We start from the raw sequence: 20,318 nt of genomic DNA, 5'->3' as shown, positions 1-20,318 counted from the left end.
TGGCCCCCGAACTTCCCACGAGCGTCGGGTTGCCCGCAAGGTGGACGGTCACCATGCGAGCATTGTTCGCGGCCCACGCAACGTCTCGCCGGGCTTGATATGTACAGCCGTCCGCTATGGTCTACTGCCCCCGCTGCGACGCCGACAATCCCGACTCCGCCTCCTCCTGCCACGCCTGTGGCTCTCCCCTGCGCTCCGGCACGATGGTGATGGCCGCGCCCAAACTGGCGGCCAGGCCCCAGGTGGCCCTGCGCGTGGTGCGAGCCGACGGCGGTCCCGAGTCGGTGGTGCGGATGACCCAGGACACCCTCACCTGCGGCACCCAGGGCGACCTGCCGCTGACGGATGACCCCTTCATCATGCCCGTCCAGGCCCGCTTCTTCTTCTCGGGGGGGCGGCTGGCGGTGGAGGACGTGGGGGGCGCCAACGGTGTCTTCGTCCGGCTGCGCCAGGAGCGCGAGCTACCGGTGGGCGGCGAGCTGCGCCTGGGCCGGCAGCGGCTGGTGCTCGAGCCCATTCCCGCGGCGGCGGTGGGTCCGGGCGGCGCCCATATCTGGGGCTCGACCGATCCGGGCTACCGGCTGCGGCTGGTGCAGATCCTGGAGGGGGGAGTGAGAGGGGCCGCCTTCCCGCTCAAGGAGGGCGACAACAGCCTGGGGCGCGAGCAGGGCGATCTCTCCTTCCCCGTGGACGGCTTCGTCTCGGGGCGGCACGCGATGCTGCACGTGAAGCAGGACAGGCTGAGGGTCAAGGATGTGGGCTCGTCCAACGGCACCTTCATCCGGCTGACCGGTCCCGTCTTCGTGGACAACGGGGACCACTTCCTCATCGGCCGCCAGCTGCTCCGGGTGGAGATCCAACTGGCGGCCTGAGGGCACAGGGAGGTCTCACGCGGGCCCGTACGCGAGAGCCCCCCTGGGCACCTACGGCTCACTCAGCCGTAGGACTTCTCCTTCTTCTCCTGCTCTTCCTTGCAACGGATGCACAGCGTGGTCACAGGCCGCGCCTCCAGCCGCTTGGGAGAGATCTCCTCTTCGCACCGCTCGCAAATGCCGAAGGTGCCGTCCTCGATACGGGCGAGCGCCCGATCGATCTTCTGCAACAGGAACTTCTCCCGGTCACGCAGACGGAACACCATCGACTGGGCGTACTCGGAAGAAGCCTGGTCGATCTCATCGGGGAGATCGTCGGTGTCGAAGCTGGACTCCTCCACCAGGGTCTTCTTGGCGCTCTCCAGCAGGCTCGTCTTGCTGTCCTCGAGCATCTTCTTGTAACGCTTGAGATCTTTCTGGTTCACAGCCTTAAGCTCCCGTACTGCGGGGAAATGGGCCCTGGTGCCTCGAAAAAAATGGCCGGAAAGCTTTATTCACGTGCACTCTGATGTCAAGGAGACCCTGATCAACAACCGATAACAGGCGGCGAGGCCGTACCCCATGAGCGATACGTCGAAATTCGATCGGGAGTTCCTACGCGCCGCCCTCTTGCTTGCTGGGAAGGGGGACGTGGACCACTTTCTCTACATCAGCGACGTGCCCATCGCGCCCGAGGACCTGCGCCGGCAGCACGCCAAGCGCAAGCTCGTCTACGCGGTGACCTCGCCAGCGGTGGCGCAGGATCTGCTGAGCAAGAAGCAGCGGGCGCTGGTGATTCCCGCCTACGACTACTCGCGCACCGAGCGGGTGAAGGTGGCGCTCGTGTCGGCGCTGTCACAGGGGGCGTTCAAGGAGGGGGACCTGGTGCTGTGCATGACGGGCAAGCTCGGCCGTCCCCCGGACACGCTGATGCAGATGCGCATCGGTGGCTCGCTGGACGACCGGCTGACGATCGAGGGCGTGAAGCTGGGGGACGAGTTCAACTCGCAGGTGGTGGACGCGCTCATCCAACTGGCGCTGCAGGTGGGCCAGGAGGGCTTCGAGGGCCACCCCATCGGGACGATCATCACGATTGGCGACCACACGAGCGTGATGGAGAAGAGCCGGCAGATGACGATCAACCCGTTCCAGGGTTTGTCGGAGGCCGAGCGCAACGTGCTGGATCCGAAGATCCGCGAGGCCATCAAGAACTTCTCGGTGCTGGACGGGTCGTTCGTCATCCGCGAGGACGGCGTGGTGCTGGCGGCGGGGCGCTACCTGTCGGCGTCGGACGAGGCGGTGAAGATTCCGCTGGGGCTCGGAGCGCGGCACGCGGCGGCGGCGAGCATCACGTCGACGACGAAGTGCATCGCGCTGGTGGTGAGCCAGACGTCGGGAGCGGTGAGGCTCTTCAAGGGCGGCAACATCGTGCTGGAGCTGCACCAGACCGCGCGCCGCACGTAGCGCGGTGGACCTTCACGCCACGGAGATGCGTGCGAGAGCCTCGCGCAGGCGCTCCGGTATCGCCACCGCCTTGCGGGAGTCCCGGTCCACGAAGACGTGCACGAAGTGCCCGTGGGCGGCGGGTTGCTCCTCACCCTCCTTGAAGATTCCGATTCCGTAGGTCACCGAGCGGTTGCCGAGCTTGTCCACGCGCAGGCCCGCCCGGAGGCGGTCGGGATACGCGAGCGGGGCGCGGTACGAGCACCGGGACTCCACCACCAGGCCGATGACGGGGCTGGTGAGGATGTCCAGGCCGCCCTCGTGGATGAGGTAGTGGTTCGCGACGGTGTCGAAGTAGCTGTAGTAGGTGACGTTGTTGATGTGGCCGTAGACGTCGTTGTCCATCCAGCGGGTGGTGATGGGCAGGAAGTAGCGGTAACGGTCTGAGGTCTCGGCTTCGGACATGGGGGTTGTCTCCGCTTCGATTACCAGTAGCGCAGCGCCTGGCGGAACAGCTCGGTGAGGACGGGCCGGGTCATCTCACGAGGGGCGTTCTGCAGCAGGCGCTGCTGCGGAAAGGCGCCTTCCGTGAGGGCCGCCAGGTCCGCTTCGCCGTAGCCGACTCCCCCGAGTCCGTTGGGTATGCCCACGGCGCGCATGATCTGGATGAGCTTTCCGGCGAGCACCTCGCCAGCATCGCCGGGCGAGGCACCGCGCATGTCCGCCCCCAGCCACTGCGCGGCTTCCAGGTGACGCTCGGGACTCACCTCCGAGGTGTAACGGAACACGGCCGGGGCATTCACGATGACGGCCATGCCGTGCGGCACCAGGGGCTCGCCCTCCGGATAGCCGGAGGGATGGAAATCGCGCACGAGTCCCGCCACGGCGTAGGCCATGCCGTGCGGCGCGTGCACCCCCGCGTTTCCGAAGGCGATGCCCGCCAGCGTGGCGGCCCACATCATCTGCTCGCGAGCCTCATGGTCCTCCGCGTCCGCCACCGCGCGCACCAGGAACAGGCCCATCAGGCGCAGCGCCTCGCGGCAGCCGAGGTCACTCCACGGGTTGGCGCCCTGGCTCATGGGGCGCAGGCTCGGCCGCTGCGGGGCGGGACGGCGCACATACGGCCGAGCGGTATAGGACTCCAGCGCGTGCGACAGCACGTCCAGCCCACTGGCGGCGACCACTTCACCGGGCAGGGTCGCGGTGCAGTCCGGGTCGATGAGCGCCTCGGTGGGCCGCAGCGCAGGCGAGGCGATGCCGGTCTTCGCATGCATCGACAGCAGGTCGAAGATGGTGATGCCGGTGACCTCGCTGCCGGTGCCCGAGGTGGTGGGGCACGCGATGTGCGGCTTGAGCGGGCCGGGCACCGGGCGCCCCTCGCCCACCGGCGCGTTGACGTAGGCCAGGAAGTCCGCCGGATGTGTGGCGTAGAGGTTGGCCGCCTTGCAGGTGTCGATGACCGAGCCGCCGCCCAGGGAGATGTAGCCATCCGGGCGGGTCTCCGCGGCGAAGCGCGCCGCTTCCAGGAACGACTGGTCGGTGGGCTCGACGTGCACGTGGGTGTAGACGACCACGTCCAGTCCGGCGGCGCTCAAGGACTGGTGCACCTTCTGGAAGTGCGGCAGCCGGGCCAGGCGCTCGTCCGAGAACAAGGCCACGCGCTTCATCCCGAGTGCCCTGGCACGATCGCCCACCTCCGCCAGGCAGCCGCGGCCGAAGGTGATACGTGAGGAGTCTACGGTGAAGGCGTTGTCGCAGCCCTCTCCGACGTGGTGGTAGTGGCAGCAGCCCATCGCTTCCCTCCTGTCCGTTCCCGCCGCACCGTACCGCAACTGGCCGGCGCGAGCGGATGGTGCGGATGACGACAGTGGAGGAAAGTGGCGGGTTGCATCACTCGCCGCCGCTCAGGCCTGGGCCACGGGCGCGGTGGGCCGTGGCGCCTCGCACTCACCGAGCAACGCGTCCACCCGGGCGAGGTCCAGGCCGAACATGGTGCGCACCTCCTCCAGCGGCCGGTCCATCAACTGCTTCCAGTCCGTGCCGATCAACCGTTTCGCCCGCCGCCCCAGCAACCACCCGCGGGTCACGCGCGTCATCATCGCCTCGTGCCTGTCGAACCTGTGCAGGAACGTGGAGATGACCCCCGTCATGATGATGCTCAGCGCCACGCGCGAGTGGTTCTGCGCGAGGTAGAAGGCCTGCAACCCCAGCTCGTCCACCGGGTCCGGACCGAAGCCCGTCACCACGTGCCACAAGTCGTGCGTCTCGAGCAGGTGGGCCTGCAGGTAGCTGACCGCGTCGTCGGCCTCGCGCACGGGCAGCGCGTTCGGATCCAACCCGTTCTGGCGCAGGAAGCCCACGAAGGCGCGCCCCAGTGTGCCCTCGGGCAACTGGGCCAGGGCGTCCATGTCCACGCGTCCCAGGCGGGGGCGCTTCAACACGGCATGGGCGAGTTGCGAGTCCTGGGCCACGGTCTCCATCAACCGCCGGGCCGCGTCGGGCTGCGCGTTGACCGCGTCCACCAGCTCGAACACCTGGTCGAGCCGGTCGGAGTCCTTGATGAGGGATACGACGGCGCGGCCACCACGGACCAGATTTCGGATGTCGAGCATGTCAGGTCTCCTGGGGTGAGAACCCCGGTGCACAATGTTCCCGACAAGGGTAAGAGCCGGACCTGGAGCGCGAAATTCGCATCGGGCTCGAGTCCGGCTCAGTTTCTGGAGAGGAGGTGTCATGGCCACGCGAGACCGCGCCGTCCCTCGGAAGAAGCCGCGCCAGGAACGCGCGAAGGCGACGGTGGAGGCCCTCCTGGAGGCGGCGGCTCAGGTTCTGGTCAGCTCCGGCTATGAAGGCACCACCACCAAGCAGGTGGCGGAGCGGGCCGGGGTGAGCATCGGCACGCTCTACCAGTACTACCCGAGCAAGGAGGCGCTCGTGGCCGCGCTGGTCGAGCGCCTGAGCCAGCAGCTCCTCGCGGCCCTCACCGAGACCCTCGTCCCCCGCCAGAGGGGGGGCATGGAGGAGGTGACGCGCGAGCTGGTGCGCACCTTGATGGGTGTGTACGCGGTGAATCCGCAGCTCCAACGGGTCCTGCTGGAACAGGCGCCGCGCATCGGCCCCCTGCACACCGTCCAGGAGATGGAGGTGCGCGTGGAGTCGATCGTCCGCAACTCGCTCTCACGCGGTCTGGAGACGCTGCGTCCGCGCAACCTGGAGCTGGCCGTCTTCCTGCTCACCCGCGCCGTGCGGGGGGCCACCTGGGCCACCGTCATCGAGCGGCCCGAGCTGGTGGGGGACCCGGAGCTCGAGGAGGAGCTGTGCGCCATGGTGCTCGGCTACCTGCGGCGCGAGGGGAGTCCCCCGCCTCACTCCGGCTTCACGGACTCTCCACGCTCCTCGCGGTAGATGTCCGCGAGCGCATGGGCCCGTTCGATCTCATCCCGGGCGGCATCCACGGCGAGCACCTTCTCGAAGCGCTCCACCTGCTCGCGCAGGGCGGCGGAGACCAGACCTCCCACGGCGAGCCGGGCGGAGGCACTCTCGCGCTCGGTGCGCAGCTCGACCACCCGGTTGCCGATGTCCGCCGCGGCCTCCAGGAGCAGCTTGCCGTCCTGCTCGGCGCGGTTGAGGGCTTCCCGGGTGGTGCTCAAGAAGGATTCGGTCTGGACGCGGTCCCTCTCGAGCGCCAGGGCGATCTTGCTGTCCCCCTGCTCATCCGCGGCGGCACGCCGTTTGGCGATGTCCTCCAGCCGCTTCAAGTACCGCCCCTCGTGGCGGCCCAGGTCGCCCCTGACCGCCAGCAGCGTGGCGGCGGACTTGCGGATCTCCGCCGCCTGCCGCTCCAGGTCCTCGATGAGCTGATCGAAGGCCGCGAGCGGATCCTTGGGCCGCTCGGCCTGCTTGGGTGTCGTCTTCTTCTTGCGCAACCAGTCGAAGAGCATGTCCGGGGACAGCCTACTCGAAGGGACGGCAGAGGAGGCGCACGCGAGCGAGGCGCTCGTGCACCTCTGAACCTCCCGCGGCGAGCGCGGCCAGGTAGCGCCCCGGGGTGAGCTGGTACACCCCGAGCAGGTGCTGCAAGAGGGAGAGGCTCTCGGTGGCGCGGCGATCGGCGGAGGCGAGCGCGGAGGCCTCGACGATCGCGTCCAGGATGTCGGCCACGCGGGCAATCACCTCGGGGCCGGGCACCTCTCCCGCCATCTTCTGGGAGCCAATCCGCTCCGCTTCCGGGAAGAGGGCATCGAAGGAGGCCTCGGAGATGACCGGTGCGGGAGAGGAGACCGCGCGTCCGGCGGCGAGCGCCTCGAGTGCCTGGAGGTGCGGGGTGAGCGCGTCGATGACCTCCGGGGTGACGGGCACCTCGTGCGGCAGGAGGGTGCGCCAGGGGCTGTCGAACTCGGTCTTCGCCCACTGGATCTCCTGGTCGGAGAGGTGGTGGTAGAAGGCGCGGCCGCCGCGGCCACGCTGCTCCTGGACCAGAGACTTGAGGTCCGGATTCTCCTCGCCGAGCGAAATGAAGCTGAGCGCGATGTCCAGCGCGTCCATGGGGGCGCGGGTGCGGCGGATGAGGTCCAGGTCGACGCGGTCCTCGCCGTCGGTGATGAGCACCACGGTGGCGCGGGCGAGGTACGGATCCCTGCCCCGCGCGGCGCGGATGGAGTCGAAGGCGGACATGAGCGCGAGGGTGATGTCCGTCTGCCCCTCGGCGGGCGAGTCGCGGAAGAGCTTCTCGATCTGCCGGGTGGCTTCGCGGGCGGTGTCCACGCGGGCGAGCTCGGTGGGCGTGTCGTTGAAGAAGGAGAAGTAGAGCGGGTCGAAGGGCAGACCCTGGCGCACCTTGACGCGGAGGTTGTTGAGCTCGGCGATGATGATGGCGTCGCGGAAGCGGGCGCGGGAGCCATGCATGGAGCCCGAGGCATCGCAGACGTACACGCGCACGGCGGTGCGCTTCATCTTCTTGGGCTGGGGAGGCGGCTCGTCCTCCAGGTAGGCGCGCACCGTCTGGCTGTGGGCGGCCAGGTCGTAGACGAGCAACCGCGGGTCCGAGATGACGAAGTTGTTCACGTCGTGGAGGCCGCCCGTGCGCTCGAACGTCATGTTCTGCGTGGGGTACGGCACCCGGCGCGGCACGGGGCGCACCTTCCGGGTGTTCACCTCGACGATCTCCTCCGTGAGCGAGTCCTCCACGTCGAAGTAGCGGGCACAGCCGGCCGCCAGCTCGAACGCGGAGAGCTGCTCGGGCCGCAGCGAGAAGGCCAGGTCCGCGAGCAGGTCATCCGCGGTGGAGGCCTTGGGGCTCTCCCGGAGCCCCTTGGGGCCCTCGATGGCGGGAGGCTCCTCGCCGAACCAGCGGGTCAGGTTCTCGCGCTCGGAGGACTCCAGCAGGGCCCGCATCGGCTCGCGGGAAGGCATCATCGGCTCGAGCGCCGCGCGGGCCGCCGCCGCCAACTGGGGGTCATTCGCCTCCAACGCCCGCTCGTAGAGCCCTCTGAGCGAGCGCCAGGCCATCTGCGGATCCCTCCGAGCGGTGCGCCGCACCTCCTGGACCAACGCATCCAACGAGCGCGTCGCCGGCTGCTCCCGGACACGATCACGAGCCTGGGCCACCTCGTTGCGCAGGGCCACGCCGCGGTCGCGGTCGTGCTCCATGCCGATGCGCAACAGAATCTCGTGGGCCATGTCCAGGTCCCGCCGCTTCTGGACCAGGTCCTCCACGTTGTCGCGCGCCCGATGGGCGAGGAACTCGGCCACGGCCATACGGGCCTTGCTCGGGGCCCCGCGGGCATTCCAGAGCGGACCGGGCTTCTCGAAGATCTCGAACCCGCCCTCCTCCTGGGCCGGAGGCGGCGTGGGGGACAGGAAGAGCTCCGCCACCCGCAGCACCCTCGCGAGCCGCACGAAGCCCCGCTCCAGCGCCGTGCGCGCCCCCGGAGGAGAGCGGCCCACCCGGAGCATCTTCTCCACCGCGCCCAGCGCCTGCTCGAACTCCTCCAGCGCCTCGGCCGCCCGGGACTTCAGACCCGTGGCCAGTTCACCCACCCTGCCCTTCTTCACGCCGAGCTCGAGCAGCAGGCGCGCGTCCGCGAGGGTGTGCACCCCCACCCGATCCAGCGCCCGATCGAGCGCCGTCACGGTGGGCAGGGACACATCCACCTCGGACGGGGCGGTGAGCCCGAGCCACCAGCCCCGCAGACCCTCGGACTGGGACGGGCTGCCCTGGAGCGCATCCAACCGGAGCCGCAGGCGTGCGAGCCGCGAGCCGAGCACGCGTCAGTCCCTCCTCACAGCGACGCCCGGAGCTCCAGCAGCTGCTTGCTGAAGCGGGTGAAGTCGTCGTCGATGCCGCGCAGCACGCTCTCCAGCTTGCGCGCGCTGTCGCCCAGCTCGCCGGGGATGGCGCTCAGGATGCCGAGCACACCCTTGATGCGCACCAGCTCGCCCTCCTTGAGCGCGAGCAACGGGAAGCGGCTCTTCACCAGACGATCGAAGATCTGATCCGCGGAGGCACGATTCTGGGCGTTCTGCAGGGCCGGCAGCGCGGTGAGGAGCTGGGTGAGCCAGCTGCGCAGGTATTTGATGCGCGTCTGCACGAAGGACAGCTCCACCCGGGCCACCGCGTCCCGGATGTTGTCGGAGAGGAAGGACGCGGCGGAGGCCGGCCGCGCGAAGGCGAGCTGCCCATCCAGGCCGAGCAGCGCGGCGAGCTCGCCATCCCGTACATGCGCGGAGAAGTCCCCGCGATAGAAGTTGTAGGCCTCGCCACTGACGGCCGCATGGGGAGCGGGCGGAGGGCTCGCCACCTCGCGGCCGATGCCTCGCACGTACTCGCGCAGACGCTCCTCGAGGATCTCCCGGCACTCGGTGAACACGGGCTCCGGAGCCAGGCCCTCGCGCCGCAGGTTCTCCGCCACCGACTGCACCGTACGCGAGAACTGGTCGATGCGCTCGAAGGGCGTGGTGGACAGCACATCCTTCGCGTAGGCGAACCCGAGGGGCTGCAGCAGCTCCTGCTTGAAACCGCGCTGCGCCGCATCCAGCTTGCACAGGGCCGTCTCGAGCTGGGTGAGCCGGCGCGAGTCCGCCGCGAGCGCATCGAGCGGATCCCTCCGGCCGCGCGTGCCCGGGAAGGAGCTCGTCGCGCGCTGACGAAGGGCGGCCACGGCACGCCGCCGCGCCTCGGCCTCCGCGGCCCGCAGACGCACCACCACGGCCGAGCTCCCCTCGGCGAGCAGCGCCAGGAGCTCCCCCACCCGGCCCAGCTCCTCGGAGAGGTTGTCCGCGAGCCCGACGAGCGCCTCCAGCACCACCGACTCGTCGAAGGCGAGACTCTCGGCATTGAGCGCCATCAGCTCGAGCGCCTGCACGACGAAGCGGGCCACCGCGTCGCTCACGGCGGGCAGCCGCTGACGCAGCTCCGGCACCTGGCTGCACAGGTCCACCGACTCCACGAGTGCGGAGAACACGGCCACGCCCGCACGGGGCTCGGTGCCCTCGATGGGGCCGCGAGCCAGCCGCTGCTCCACCACCGCGAGCAGCCCACGCGCCGCGCCCAACAGGGCCACCCGGTTGTCGGGGTGACGAGGCCCCGGGACGAGCTTGATGCGCAGACGCTGCGCCGCGGTGGTGACGATGCCGGGCTGGAAGTTGCGCGCCAGCGCCTCCACGGTCTTGAGGTCCTCGGCCGCGCTGAGCGCCGCCGCCTCGCGCTCCACACCCGTGCCCAGCTCCGCGCGCACCTTGGTCAGCGCGGCGTCGAAGGCCTTCTGCTCGATGCGGACGATCTCCAACTGCGCGCGCTCGCGGGGATCCACCGCCACCTTGAGGAGCGCCTCGGCCTCCTCTGCCGGAGGCCCGCCGAGCAGGAAGAACCAACGCAGCGCGTCCAGGTCCTCGACGGTGGCCTCAAGCAGCCGATCCGGACGGCGATAGAGCTGATCGCGCACCACCGCGGCCTTGAGGGCCCACAGCGCCTTCACCACGGAGCGCTGGGAGAAGTACTTGGTAGGCACGTAGTCGGGCAGCTTGGACACCTGGGCCGTGAGCGCGCGCTCCAGCTCGTCGGCGAGCATCTCGATGGCCTCGAGCAGGTGGCTGGACACCGTCACCCGCTCCACGGCCTCCTGGAGCACGTCCAACTGCTGCAGGGTGAGGGAGGCGCGCAGATCCGGGCGGATGCCATGGGCGAACCGGTGCAACATGGCCGCGCGGCTGGGGCGCCGGGCGAAGGACTTGGGCACGAAGGAAATGAAGCTGAGCCGGTCCGCGAAGGCCAGCAGCAGCTCCGGCGAGCGCGCCAGCACCTCGGAGAGGTAGCGGTTGCTCGTCATGATGGCGCACTCGGTGCGTCCGCTCGTCACCCGGCGCCCGTGCTTGAGCTCGCGCTCGTGCAGGACGTTGAGGATGGAGCGCAGGAGCATGTCGCGCCCGTCGAACACCTCATCGAGGAAGGCGTGGGTGGCGCCCAGCATGCCGTCCTCGGTGATGTACTCGGTGCGGCCCGTCTCGGTGAGCACCTTGAAGTCCACCGGACCGATGAGGTCCGTCTGCACGGTGGACTCGGCGATCTGCTTGGCGAAGAGCGAGGGCTGTCCGGTCTTCTCGTCCAGGATTCGCCCCAGCACCGAGGAGGCGATGGCGCTCTTGGCCGTCCCCGGAGGCCCCACCACGAGCACGTGCTCGCGGCACAGCAGCGCCAGCTCGATCTGGGTGAAGAGCGTCTCACGCTCGAGGTAGGCCTCGCGCAGCTCCTGGAAGAAGTGGCGGAAGGCCTGCGCGGCCTGGGGATAGAGGTGCGTGGGAGGATGGATCACGGGCTTTCGGCCTGGGAACAGGAGCCGCCCATCGTAGTCCTCCCCACCGCCCTATTTGAAGGGTGGCTCGACGGAAGGGGGCCTCTACTTGAAGTGCACGGCGCACGCGCCATCGGTGCAAGCCCGCCCCGCGATGCGGAAACGGTAGCGGGCGATGACGCCGTAGAGCCAGTCCGCCAGCTGCCGCAGCCCCGGCACGTAGTAGACGAAGAGCAGCTTCCCGAGCGGTCTGCGCCCCAGCGCCTGCACCACGGCCTCGGCGCCCTCGAAGACCCGCCCATCCGCCTGGACGAGCTGCATCTTCAGCTCGCACCGCTCGGCGGAGACACCGGGAAACGCGGCCAGCACGCCCTCGTCCCGGAACGAGCGCAGCTCCGTGCCACTGCCACCCAGCAACCGCTCGAACTGCTTCGCGGCCCCGCGGCACAGGCGGCAGTACCCGTCGAACAGGATGACGTCATGCCCCGGGGGCGTCGTCGCCAGCGCCATCATGGGTCTCCTCTCGCGGTGCCCGGCAATCCGAGCCCTGGTCTCTTTCATATGCCGTCGGAGCCCTCGGGGTCCCGAAAAACAGAAGGGCCGGACACTCCCTCACGGGAGCTCCGGCCCTTCTTCAAGGGTTCAACCCGGGATTACGACTGACGGAACTCGGCGTCCACCACGTCGTCCTTCGGCTTGGCCGAGCTGCCCGGAGCCGCACCCGCCTCGGCGCCCGGAGGAGGCGGAGCCCCCGCGCCAGGAGCGGCGCCCGTGGCCTTGTACATCTCCTCGGCCACCTTGTAGCTGGCCTGCTGCAGGCGATCCAACGCGGACTTGATGGCGTCCTTGTCCTGGCCCTCGCGCACCTCGTTGAGAGCCTTGATGGCCGACTCGAGCGTCGACACGGAGTCCGCCGAGAGCTTCTCGCGGTTCTCCTTGACCATCTTCTCCGCGGCGTACGCCTGGGCCTCGGCCTGGTTCTTCAGCTCCACCAGCTCACGGCGGGACTTGTCGGCGGCCTCGTTCTCCTTGGCCGCGTTCACCATCTTCTCCACCTCGTCCTTCGCCAGACCGGACGAGTGGGTGATCTGCACCTTCTGCTCCTTGCCCGTCGCCTTGTCCTTGGCGCTGACGTTGAGGATGCCGTTGGCGTCGATGTCGAACGTCACCTCGATCTGCGGCATGCCGCGCGGCGCCGGGGGCAGGCCCGTCAGGTGGAAGCGGCCGAGGCTCCGGTTGTCACCGGCCATCTCGCGCTCGCCCTGCAGCACGTGGATCTCCACCTGCGTCTGGCTGTCGGCCGCCGTGGAGAACGTCTCCGACTTGCGGGTGGGGATGGTGGTGTTGCGCTCGATGAGCTTGGTCATCACGCCGCCCAGCGTCTCCACGCCCAGCGACAGCGGGGTGACGTCCAGCAGCAGGATGTCCTTGACCTCGCCCGCGAGCACGCCGGCCTGCACCGCCGCGCCCACCGCCACCACCTCGTCCGGGTTCACCGAGCGGTTCGGCTCCTTGCCGAACAGCCGCTTCACCGCCTCCTGCACCTTCGGGATGCGCGTGGAACCACCCACGAGGACCACCTCGTTGAGGTCCTTCACATCCAGGCCCGAGTCCTTCAGGCACTTGCGGCACGGCTCCAGCGAGCGCTCGACGAAGGAGTCGATCATCGCCTCGAACTTGGCCCGCGTCAGCTTGACGTTCAGGTGCTTGGGACCGGTGGCGTCCGCCGTGAGGAACGGCAGGTTGATCTCCGTCTCCATCGTGCTGGACAGCTCGATCTTCGCCTTCTCCGCCGCCTCCTTCAGGCGCTGGAGGACCATCTTGTCCTTGGAGACGTCGATGCCGTTGTCCTTCTTGAACTCGGCGATCAGCCAGTCCATGAGGGCCAGGTCGATGTTGTCGCCGCCCAGGTGGGTGTCACCGTTGGTGGCGAGCACCTCGACCACGTTCTCGCCCACCTCCAGGATGGAGATGTCGAACGTGCCGCCGCCGAAGTCGTAGACGGCGATCTTCTCGTCCTTCTTCTTGTCCAGGCCGTACGCCAGCGCCGCCGCGGTCGGCTCGTTCACGATGCGCTTGACGGTGAGGCCGGCGATCTCGCCCGCGTCCTTGGTGGCCTGGCGCTGGGCGTCGTTGAAGTAGGCCGGAACGGTGATGACCGCCTCGGTCACCTTCTCGCCCAGGTAGTTCTCGGCGGCGCGCTTGAGCTTGAGCAGGATCTGCGCCGAGATCTCCGGCGCGCTGTACTGCTTGCCGTCGAGCTCCACGCGCGCGTCGCCATGCGGGCCACGCACCACCTTGTAGGGGACGAGCTTCGCCTCCTCGGTGACCTCCTCGTACCGCCGGCCCATGAAGCGCTTGATGGAGTAGATCGTGCGCTCCGGGTTGGTGATGGCCTGACGCTTGGCCACCTGCCCCACCAGCCGCTCACCGTCCTTGGTGAACGCAACGACCGAGGGCGTGGTGCGATGACCTTCCTCGTTGGTGAGAACCTTGGGCTCGCGACCCTCCATGATCGCCACCACGCTGTTGGTGGTGCCCAAGTCGATGCCAATAATCTTGCCCACGGTGTGTAACCTCCCGAAATGACTGTGGAAAAGTACCTCGAAACCCTCGAGTACCTCCGATGTGTGACCAACGTAACCACCCACCTGGAGGTGTCAAACGACGCCGGGCTGCGTCACGAACGCGCCACCGGGCAGCGACGGGTGCGTAACGCGCTCTCCACCTCCGCCACCTGCTGGTAGCAACCCGCCAGGCATCCGATCAGAACCCGACGCGCCAACCCCTCGGAAATATTGGGGCGAGGTCCAGGTAACGCCTCGCGTCAACCCTTGGCTGGGAAAGTGCACAAGGCGGCAGTCGCGTTGCCGCGAGGCAGCGACGTGCCCCTACCCCCTTGGAGGCAGCCCCCATGCTGGTACAGCCACTCCGCTCCGTGGATCCGCGCCAGATTCCGTCCGTCACCGGTGCTCCCGAGCACAAGGTCGCGGTGCTGCTCAACGCCAATGCCCGCAAGGTGGACGCACGGGTAGTGAAGTCCCTCTCACACGTGGTGCCGGAACAGGATCTGTTCCTGTCGCGCTCGGAGCTGGACTGCCGCCGCATCGTCCAGACGGTGCTGGAGCGCAACTACCCAATGGTGTTCACGGGAGGTGGCGACGGCACGTTCCAGTGCTTCGTGAACGAGGTGTTCCGCCAGTTGGAGCCGCGGGGCCGTTTCGCCGGCAGGCGCGCGCCGCGCTTCGGCGTGCTGAAGCTGGGCACGGGCAATGGCCTGGCCACGTTCCTCAACTCGGGCGGCGGCTCGGACGGCATCCTCCAGGACGTGGTGCGGGCTCGCGCGGGCGAGGTGCCGGGCTACCGGCGGATGGATCTGCTGATGGTGGATGGCCACCGCGCGCCGTTCGCGGGCCTGGGCGTGGATGGGAAGCTGCTCAACGACTACATCTGGGTGAAGAGCAACCTGGGCCGCGGGTTCTTCAAGAAGATGATGTCGGGCCCGGGCGGCTACTTCTCGGCGGTGGCCTTCAAGACGGTGCCGCACTACCTGACGAACTCGACGTGGGTGGAGTGCGAGATCATCAACGGCCAGGCCGGTGAGGCGTACCGCGTGGGTCCGGATGGCAACCCGGTGGGAGCGCCCATCGCTCCGGGGCAGACGATCTTCAAGGGCGAGCTGATGATGGCGGCGGCGGCGACGATGCCCTTCTACGGGTATGGCTTCCGGATGTTCCCGTTCGCGGGCGAGCGCCGGGGGATGATGCAGCTGCGCCTGGGCCAGCTCCAGGCCACCAGCATCCTGGCGAACCTGCCGAAGCTGTGGGCGGGCCGCTGGTTCCCCGAGGGCCTCCAGGACTTCTACGCGAGCGAGGTGCACGTCCGCTTCGCGAAGCCGATGCCGTTCCAGGTGGGTGGGGACGCGGCCGGCTACCGCGAGGAAGTGAAGCTGAGCGTCGCCCCCGAGTCGGTGGAGGTGTTGGACTTCCACGGCGCGGTGAACTGAGCCCCCTGCCCTGCCGGACGGCCGGCTTCCCGCCGGCCCGCTACCCGCGATCGCGAGAGGCCGGAGGCTTCTCGCCGGGCTCCCGACGGCGGCCCACGGCGAACGCATAACTCGCGGTGGCCTTGCCGCTCTCGTGGTGCAGGGCCATCTCCTCGCGCAGCCAGTTGGCCTGCCCGGACGGGGCCTTGGCGAGGTGGGGCTCCAGCTCCCGGTAGAGGGTATCCAGCTCGGCGTCCTGCAGGGACTCGACGGCCTCGGGCTCGAAGCCGGCGAGCGCCAGGTGCTGGAGCAGCTCGCGAGGAAGAATCATCGGAGCCCCCAGGCGGCGCTCCCAGAACTCGAGCACCGCGCGAGGCGTCACCCGGCCCACGCGCACCGGCCAGGTGATGCCCAACCGGCCCCGATGGGCCAGCAGGGGCCGGAGGGTGCCGAGCGCATCCGGCAGCGACATCAACACCCGGCCCTGGCAGAGGATGGCGTCGAACTCCCCCTCCCGGAAGGCGGGCCGGCCGAAGTCCACACGCCGCACCTCGACGCGCCCATCCAGCGCGAGCGAGCGCACCTGCTCCCTCATGCCGATGAGCAGCGACTCGTCCGAGTCCGCGGCCACCACCGAGCAGCCGAACTCCTGGGCGAGCACCACGCTGGCCGGGCCAGACGAGCCGCAGCCGAGCTCGAGCACACGCCCACCCTCCTCCAACTGCGCCACCTTCGCGAAGCGCCGGGTCGAGGCCTCGGAGCTGAAGGGGCGCCGAGCATCACCAGGGAAGTAGAGCGGGAAGGGCTCGGCCGGGCTCATGAGAAGCCACCTTGTACACCGGCGGACCCGAATCGCCAATTCCCCCCCACCTGAGCGGGAGGGCGGCGAAACGGGCCGCCTTCAAAGGTAGTAGACGATCCGCGGCTCCTGCCGGAGCCGCTCGTAGATGGAGCGGCGGTGCTCCTCGGACAACAGGTACACGGACACACTCAGCGACACATAGGTGCCCTTGCTGCTGGGCTGCTCCCGGATGGAGTCCGGGGAGATCTCCGAGCCCATGAGCCGCCGGAAGAGGTCGCGCACATACTCGACGAAATCCGGCGCCTGCCTGCCCATGACCTTGAAGGTGTAGACGGTCGGGTACTCGATGAGCGGCTTCTTCTCCTGGACCTCGCCCGCGCCCTGGATGGCGCCCTCTCCCTGACCGTCTCCCTTCATGACCGCTTCCTCGTGTGGCGCAGGGGGCTAGAGAAGGTTGGCCGCGAGCTCGGCCAGGGCGCTGCGCTCGCCCTTGGCCATGGTGATGTGACCCGCGATCTTCTCGTTCTTGAACCGGTTGACCACGTGCACGAGTCCGTTGCTGGTCGCGTCCACGTACGGGTTGTCTATCTGGAACGGGTCCCCGGTGAGAATGATTTTCGTGTTGTCGCCCACACGGGTGATGATCGTCTTGACCTCGTGGGGCGTGAGGTTCTGCGCCTCGTCGATGATGATGTACTGGTTGGGGATGCTGCGCCCGCGGATGTAGGTGAGCGCCTCGATCTCCATCAGCCCCAGGTCGATGAGCTCATGGTAGCCCCGGCCGGCCTTCTTGTCGGCGCGACTGAGGTTCATCAGGAATTCCACGTTGTCGAAGATGGGCTGCATCCAGGGGTTCATCTTCTCTTCCAGGGTGCCCGGCAGGTAGCCGATGTCCCGGCCGAGCGGGAAGACGGGCCGGCTGACGAGCAGCTTCTGGTACACGCTCTCCTCGGTCACCTTGTGGAGCCCCGCGGCGATCGCCAGCAGCGTCTTGCCCGTGCCCGCCTTGCCCACGATGGTGACGAGCTTGATCTCGTCGTTCATCACCAGATCCAGGGCGAAGCTCTGCTCCATGTTGCGAGGACGGATGCCCCAGACCCCCTCCTTCAAGCCGCGCAGCAGCGGCACCACCCGGCCCCGGGACGCGTTGAAGCGCCCCATGGCGGTGTGCGAAGGGTTGGTCTCGTCCTTGAGCAGCACGAACTGGTGCGGCGAGAGCAGCTCCTGCCCGGAGATCTCCACCTCGGCCCCGGGCCTGTACATCTGGTCGACCATCTCGCGGGGGACCAGACGCTCGGTGTACCCGGTGTACAGCTCGGTGATCTCCACGCGCTCGGCGTCGTAGTCCTCGGCGATGAGGCCCAGCGCGTCCGCGCGGATGCGCAGGTTGGTGTCCTTGGTGATGAAGACGGCCGGGGACTGGGGCTCGCGCTCCATCAGATCGATGGCCACCGAGAGGATCCGGTTGTCCATCAGGTTGCTGTCCGCCATGGAGAGCGGCAGGTCCCTCTCGGTGAAGCACACCCGGAGCACGCCCCCATGCGGCAGGCGCACGCCGTCCTTCAACGAGCCCTCCTCCCGGAAGGAGTCCAGGTAGCGCGCCACCAGACGCGCGTTACGCCCCAGCTCGGAGAGATCGCGCTTGAACTGATCGATCTCCTCGATGACGTAGATGGGGATGATGACGTTGTGTTCCTTGAAGTTGTAGATGGAGCGGGGGTCGTGGAGGAGGACGTTGGTGTCGAGGATGAAGTTCTTTCGCATCGTGTGGAGCGCGACCTCGATGTGGGTGCGACCGCTGGAACGACCGTGCGACGGGACTCCGACTGACGGACCGCTTCTGCGTCTGACTGCTACCCCGAATTATAGATCTGGCCTCCCACGGAGGCAGCCCACCGGGGCTACTTGAAAGCCTACCGGGGGTTAACGCACACGCGCACCCGAGGAGTCCCGGAAGACCCCCCCGGACGCGGGATCACTGGACGCCGGGCACTTCCGGGCCTCCGAACAGCCCGAATGTCCACGGGACGACACCCTGGGGACGGACAGGAGGGCGAGCGGCGGAGGGGCCACCTGCGGTCAGGTGTAGCGGATCTCCACGAGGGTGTACTCGATCTCCCCCCGGGGGCGGATCACCTCGACGGTGTCCCCGCGCTTCTTGCGCAGCAGGGCCCGCGCGATGGGCGACTCCACGCTGATGCGGCCCCCTGCGGTGTCGATCTCGTCCGAGCCGACAATCTGGTAGGTGACCCGGGCACCGTCCTCGTCCTCGAGCGTCACGGTGGCGCCGAAGTAGACGCGCTCGGTGTCCGTCTGCTCGGAGGGCTCGACGATGGTGGCGGTGTCCAGGCGCTTCTGGAGGAAACGGATGCGCCGGTCGATCTCCCTCAAGCGCTTCTTGCCGTAGATGTACTCGGCGTTCTCCGAGCGGTCCCCCTGGGCGGCGGCGGCGGACACCTCGGCGGTGACCTTGGGGCGCTCCTCGTTCAGCAGGCGCAGCAGCTCCTTGTGCATGCGCTCGGCCCCTGTCCGGGTGAGGTAGCGGCGGTGCCCGGAGGGCTTCTCCTCCTGCTCCTCGTCTCCCCCACCCTCCAGCTCCAGCTCGTCGTTCTCCTCGGGGGCTTCCTCGGAATTCCGGACGTCTCGACCCATGGGCTCTGTATAGCGCCTCCCAGCGGTTGAGACAGGAGGGAGTCTCGGGGGTGGACCGTCAGGCGGGGGGCTGTCAGGTGACGGGGGCTGCGATCGCCAGTAGAACTCTGGAACGACTACTGGTAGAGAGCGCCCGGAGCCGGGGGTTGCGGATTCCGGCGGGCAGCCCAAAAAAGAATAGTGCGAGTCGCTAGCTCAGCTGGTAGAGCACCGGCCTTTTAAGCCGAGGGTCGGGGGTTCGATCCCCCCGCGACTCACAGAGGTCCCCGTCGTCTAGAGGCCCAGGACGCTGGCCTTTCAAGCCGGTAACACGGGTTCGAATCCCGTCGGGGACACTAAAGCCGAGGCCGGAAGCCGCTGAGCAATCAGGGGTTTCCGGCCTCGGTGTTTTCAGGCCTCGGCTCGTCTCCAGAATGTCTCCACGCCGGAGACTCCCCCACCCCTCCTCCAGCATCTGGATGGCGGCCGGACTACTTCCTGGCCGCCTCCCCAGCCCCGGCCTTGGCGAGTGTTTCCTCCACCCAGACCCTCCACGCGTGAGGGTCCTCGCCCAGATCACGCCCTGCCAGGGCTTTCAGCGCGAGCAGTGCCCCTTCCCGGTCCGTCCGCTGCCGCAGGGCCACCATCTCCAGCAGCACCGGTCCAGCATCCCGCAGGGCCGCGAGCCTCAAGGTGGAGTCCTTCTCCACCAGCGCTCCGAGCAGGACCGAAGCCTTGTTGCGGTCCGTCAATGCGGGGCCATGCAACGCGCGCAGCACCGGCGCGAGCGGCACCAGGGCCTTCGAGGCACCGCGCTGCGTCTGCCAGAGAACCCGCATCGCGCTGTTACGCACCGCGCTGCTCGAATCCCGCAGCGAAGGCAGCAGCGCTTCCGCGACCTCTTCGCGCGTCCGCCCGTAAGCGAGCAGGAAGGGCACCAGCGAGCGCCGGGATTCATCCTTCTCGGTGCGCAGCACCCTCACCAGCGACTCGAAGTGTGCGGGCACGCCGGTGATGAAGCGCACCTCCAGGGGCGCGAGCGTGGGGTGATCGAAGCCCGCCCCGCAGTGGAAGCCCTTGCAAGGGTGGTCTCCCACGGGCAGTTGCCCCGCGCGGTACAACGCGCCGACCTGCTCCTCGTAGGCGGCCCAGGCGGCAACCAGTCCGTCAGGATCCTCCGGTGCACCGTCCGGAGCGGGAGCAAAGTCGAGGCGCCACTCGTCCCCGACGTCCACGAGGCTGACCATCACCTCCACGGTATGCGTGTCCTCGTAGTTGGTGATGCCACAGCGAACCTGTGCGAAGGCGAAGCGCGACAGCAAGCGCTCCTTGCCCTGCTTCACCTCACGAAGCAGTTCGCCCCCCGACAGGTCCACGTCCCGGCCCTCCGGGACACCGAAGGCGGCGAGCACCTCCTCATGCGAGTAACGACGTGAGCCGAAGACCTCGACGCTCACCAACCGGTAGCGCGAAGGAGCGGATGGTGCCGAGGGCTTCGTGACGGGTGCGGCCGCCGGAACCTCGGGAGAAGGCGCCTTGACGTGAGGAGACGGGACACAGCCCACCAGCAACGCCAATGCAACCCACAGGGAATTGGAGCGCATGCCCTGAATCCACCACAACCGCTGTGACGCCGAAATCCAACCGAGGTGAACACGCGGGCTTGCCGGATTCAGGCGGCCCCCCCTCCACGGGTTCGAGTCCCGTCGGGGACACACAAACCGAGGCCGGAAGCCGCTGGAAGCTCAGCCCCGGCTTCACCTGAAGGCGCCTCTCGTGCTGGCGCCTCGAGACAACACGTTGGCAGCCACGCGTAA

Annotated in this window: 18 protein-coding genes and 2 tRNA genes; 6 read left to right on the top strand and 14 right to left on the bottom strand. The window is 68.4% G+C overall.

Features of this window, described 5'->3' with window-relative positions:
• The first annotated feature begins 116 nt into the window (after positions 1–116).
• Entirely contained in the window at positions 117–872 is a 756-nt protein-coding gene (locus DAT35_RS52330) for an FHA domain-containing protein (protein WP_108077006.1), read from the top strand.
• A 62-nt stretch (positions 873–934) separates the two neighbouring features.
• Here DAT35_RS52330 and DAT35_RS52325 read toward each other — a convergent pair whose 3' ends face one another.
• Positions 935–1,297 (bottom strand): TraR/DksA C4-type zinc finger protein, encoded by a 363-nt coding sequence (locus tag DAT35_RS52325; RefSeq protein ID WP_108077005.1) that lies wholly within the window; start codon positions 1,295–1,297, stop codon positions 935–937.
• Between the two features lie 136 nt (positions 1,298–1,433).
• On the opposite strand from DAT35_RS52325, the gene DAT35_RS52320 reads away from it, so the two are divergent.
• Entirely contained in the window at positions 1,434–2,315 is an 882-nt protein-coding gene (locus DAT35_RS52320) for a diadenylate cyclase (RefSeq protein WP_108077004.1), read from the top strand.
• Between the two features lie 12 nt (positions 2,316–2,327).
• Here DAT35_RS52320 and DAT35_RS52315 read toward each other — a convergent pair whose 3' ends face one another.
• The 3 genes from DAT35_RS52315 to DAT35_RS52305 all read right to left on the bottom strand — a co-directional run bounded on the left by DAT35_RS52315 (position 2,328) and on the right by DAT35_RS52305 (position 4,906).
• A complete protein-coding gene (locus DAT35_RS52315; RefSeq protein WP_108077003.1) occupies positions 2,328–2,759 on the bottom strand; it encodes a thioesterase family protein in 432 nt (143 codons plus the stop codon).
• 20 nt (positions 2,760–2,779) lie between these two features.
• A complete protein-coding gene (locus DAT35_RS52310; RefSeq protein WP_108077002.1) occupies positions 2,780–4,087 on the bottom strand; it encodes a hydroxyacid-oxoacid transhydrogenase in 1,308 nt (435 codons plus the stop codon).
• Positions 4,088–4,198: 111 nt separating this feature from the next.
• On the bottom strand, positions 4,199–4,906 hold the full coding sequence (locus DAT35_RS52305; RefSeq protein ID WP_108077001.1) for a Coq4 family protein: 708 nt from the start codon (positions 4,904–4,906) through the stop codon (positions 4,199–4,201).
• Between the two features lie 121 nt (positions 4,907–5,027).
• On the opposite strand from DAT35_RS52305, the gene DAT35_RS52300 reads away from it, so the two are divergent.
• Positions 5,028–5,699 (top strand): TetR/AcrR family transcriptional regulator, encoded by a 672-nt coding sequence (locus tag DAT35_RS52300; RefSeq protein WP_158502253.1) that lies wholly within the window; start codon positions 5,028–5,030, stop codon positions 5,697–5,699.
• Here DAT35_RS52300 and DAT35_RS52295 read toward each other — a convergent pair.
• From DAT35_RS52295 to dnaK, 5 genes are all read right to left on the bottom strand, one after another.
• Entirely contained in the window at positions 5,660–6,235 is a 576-nt protein-coding gene (locus tag DAT35_RS52295; protein ID WP_108076999.1) for a PspA/IM30 family protein, read from the bottom strand. The genes DAT35_RS52300 and DAT35_RS52295 overlap by 40 nt on opposite strands.
• Positions 6,236–6,248: 13 nt before the next feature.
• Positions 6,249–8,561, bottom strand: a complete 2,313-nt coding sequence (locus tag DAT35_RS52290) for a vWA domain-containing protein (RefSeq protein ID WP_108076998.1) — start codon at positions 8,559–8,561, stop codon at positions 6,249–6,251.
• Positions 8,562–8,575: 14 nt separating this feature from the next.
• The gene (locus tag DAT35_RS52285) at positions 8,576–11,101 is read right to left on the bottom strand and encodes an AAA family ATPase (protein WP_369946545.1); all 2,526 of its coding nucleotides are present in this window, start codon (positions 11,099–11,101) and stop codon (positions 8,576–8,578) included.
• Positions 11,102–11,188: 87 nt separating this feature from the next.
• Complete coding sequence (locus tag DAT35_RS52280) at positions 11,189–11,596, bottom strand: thiol-disulfide oxidoreductase DCC family protein (RefSeq protein WP_199243264.1); 408 nt, start codon at positions 11,594–11,596, stop codon at positions 11,189–11,191.
• Positions 11,597–11,736: 140 nt separating this feature from the next.
• Positions 11,737–13,650 carry a molecular chaperone DnaK gene (gene dnaK / locus DAT35_RS52275; RefSeq protein WP_108076996.1) on the bottom strand — a complete coding sequence of 638 codons (1,914 nt, stop codon included), beginning with the start codon at positions 13,648–13,650 and terminating at the stop codon, positions 11,737–11,739.
• A 347-nt stretch (positions 13,651–13,997) separates the two neighbouring features.
• Between dnaK and DAT35_RS52270 the strand changes: the two genes are divergently transcribed.
• On the top strand, positions 13,998–15,089 hold the full coding sequence (locus tag DAT35_RS52270; protein ID WP_108076995.1) for a diacylglycerol kinase family protein: 1,092 nt from the start codon (positions 13,998–14,000) through the stop codon (positions 15,087–15,089).
• Positions 15,090–15,129: 40 nt separating this feature from the next.
• Here the strand turns inward: DAT35_RS52270 and DAT35_RS52265 are convergent, their stop codons facing one another.
• From DAT35_RS52265 to greB, 4 genes are all read right to left on the bottom strand, one after another.
• Positions 15,130–15,888 carry a cyclopropane-fatty-acyl-phospholipid synthase family protein gene (locus DAT35_RS52265; protein WP_108076994.1) on the bottom strand — a complete coding sequence of 253 codons (759 nt, stop codon included), beginning with the start codon at positions 15,886–15,888 and terminating at the stop codon, positions 15,130–15,132.
• Positions 15,889–15,969: 81 nt separating this feature from the next.
• Entirely contained in the window at positions 15,970–16,287 is a 318-nt protein-coding gene (locus DAT35_RS52260; RefSeq protein ID WP_108076993.1) for a YbeD family protein, read from the bottom strand.
• 27 nt (positions 16,288–16,314) lie between these two features.
• Positions 16,315–17,634, bottom strand: a complete 1,320-nt coding sequence (locus tag DAT35_RS52255) for a PhoH family protein (RefSeq protein ID WP_108076992.1) — start codon at positions 17,632–17,634, stop codon at positions 16,315–16,317.
• A gap of 315 nt (positions 17,635–17,949) precedes the next feature.
• Complete coding sequence (gene greB / locus DAT35_RS52250; RefSeq protein WP_108076991.1) at positions 17,950–18,522, bottom strand: transcription elongation factor GreB; 573 nt, start codon at positions 18,520–18,522, stop codon at positions 17,950–17,952.
• Positions 18,523–18,706: 184 nt separating this feature from the next.
• On the opposite strand from greB, the gene DAT35_RS52245 reads away from it, so the two are divergent.
• Together DAT35_RS52245 and DAT35_RS52240 are read left to right on the top strand one after the other, a co-directional pair.
• Positions 18,707–18,779, top strand: a tRNA-Lys gene (locus tag DAT35_RS52245).
• Between the two features lie 5 nt (positions 18,780–18,784).
• A tRNA-Glu gene (locus DAT35_RS52240) sits at positions 18,785–18,857 on the top strand.
• 135 nt (positions 18,858–18,992) lie between these two features.
• Here the strand turns inward: DAT35_RS52240 and DAT35_RS52235 are convergent.
• On the bottom strand, positions 18,993–20,105 hold the full coding sequence (locus DAT35_RS52235; RefSeq protein WP_146210234.1) for a hypothetical protein: 1,113 nt from the start codon (positions 20,103–20,105) through the stop codon (positions 18,993–18,995).
• Positions 20,106–20,318: the final 213 nt, after the last annotated feature.

Origin of the sequence: Vitiosangium sp. GDMCC 1.1324 (assembly GCF_003044305.1) — a bacterium.
Taxonomy (GTDB): domain Bacteria; phylum Myxococcota; class Myxococcia; order Myxococcales; family Myxococcaceae; genus Archangium.
Note: the sequence above shows the minus strand (reverse complement) of the source record. Positions and strands in the feature narration are given on the sequence as shown.

Coding starts and splice junctions, on each gene's coding strand:
- DAT35_RS52320 (WP_108077004.1), top strand. CDS start 1,434: ATGAGCGATACGTCGAAATTCGATCGGGAGTTCCTACGCGCCGCCCTC.
- DAT35_RS52310 (WP_108077002.1), bottom strand. CDS start 4,087: ATGGGCTGCTGCCACTACCACCACGTCGGAGAGGGCTGCGACAACGCC.
- DAT35_RS52295 (WP_108076999.1), bottom strand. CDS start 6,235: ATGCTCTTCGACTGGTTGCGCAAGAAGAAGACGACACCCAAGCAGGCC.
- DAT35_RS52270 (WP_108076995.1), top strand. CDS start 13,998: ATGCTGGTACAGCCACTCCGCTCCGTGGATCCGCGCCAGATTCCGTCC.
- DAT35_RS52235 (WP_146210234.1), bottom strand. CDS start 20,105: ATGCGCTCCAATTCCCTGTGGGTTGCATTGGCGTTGCTGGTGGGCTGT.
- DAT35_RS52280 (WP_199243264.1), bottom strand. CDS start 11,596: ATGATGGCGCTGGCGACGACGCCCCCGGGGCATGACGTCATCCTGTTC.
- DAT35_RS52315 (WP_108077003.1), bottom strand. CDS start 2,759: ATGTCCGAAGCCGAGACCTCAGACCGTTACCGCTACTTCCTGCCCATC.
- DAT35_RS52330 (WP_108077006.1), top strand. CDS start 117: ATGGTCTACTGCCCCCGCTGCGACGCCGACAATCCCGACTCCGCCTCC.
- DAT35_RS52300 (WP_158502253.1), top strand. CDS start 5,028: ATGGCCACGCGAGACCGCGCCGTCCCTCGGAAGAAGCCGCGCCAGGAA.
- greB (WP_108076991.1), bottom strand. CDS start 18,522: ATGGGTCGAGACGTCCGGAATTCCGAGGAAGCCCCCGAGGAGAACGAC.
- DAT35_RS52255 (WP_108076992.1), bottom strand. CDS start 17,634: ATGCGAAAGAACTTCATCCTCGACACCAACGTCCTCCTCCACGACCCC.
- DAT35_RS52260 (WP_108076993.1), bottom strand. CDS start 16,287: ATGAAGGGAGACGGTCAGGGAGAGGGCGCCATCCAGGGCGCGGGCGAG.
- DAT35_RS52305 (WP_108077001.1), bottom strand. CDS start 4,906: ATGCTCGACATCCGAAATCTGGTCCGTGGTGGCCGCGCCGTCGTATCC.
- DAT35_RS52265 (WP_108076994.1), bottom strand. CDS start 15,888: ATGAGCCCGGCCGAGCCCTTCCCGCTCTACTTCCCTGGTGATGCTCGG.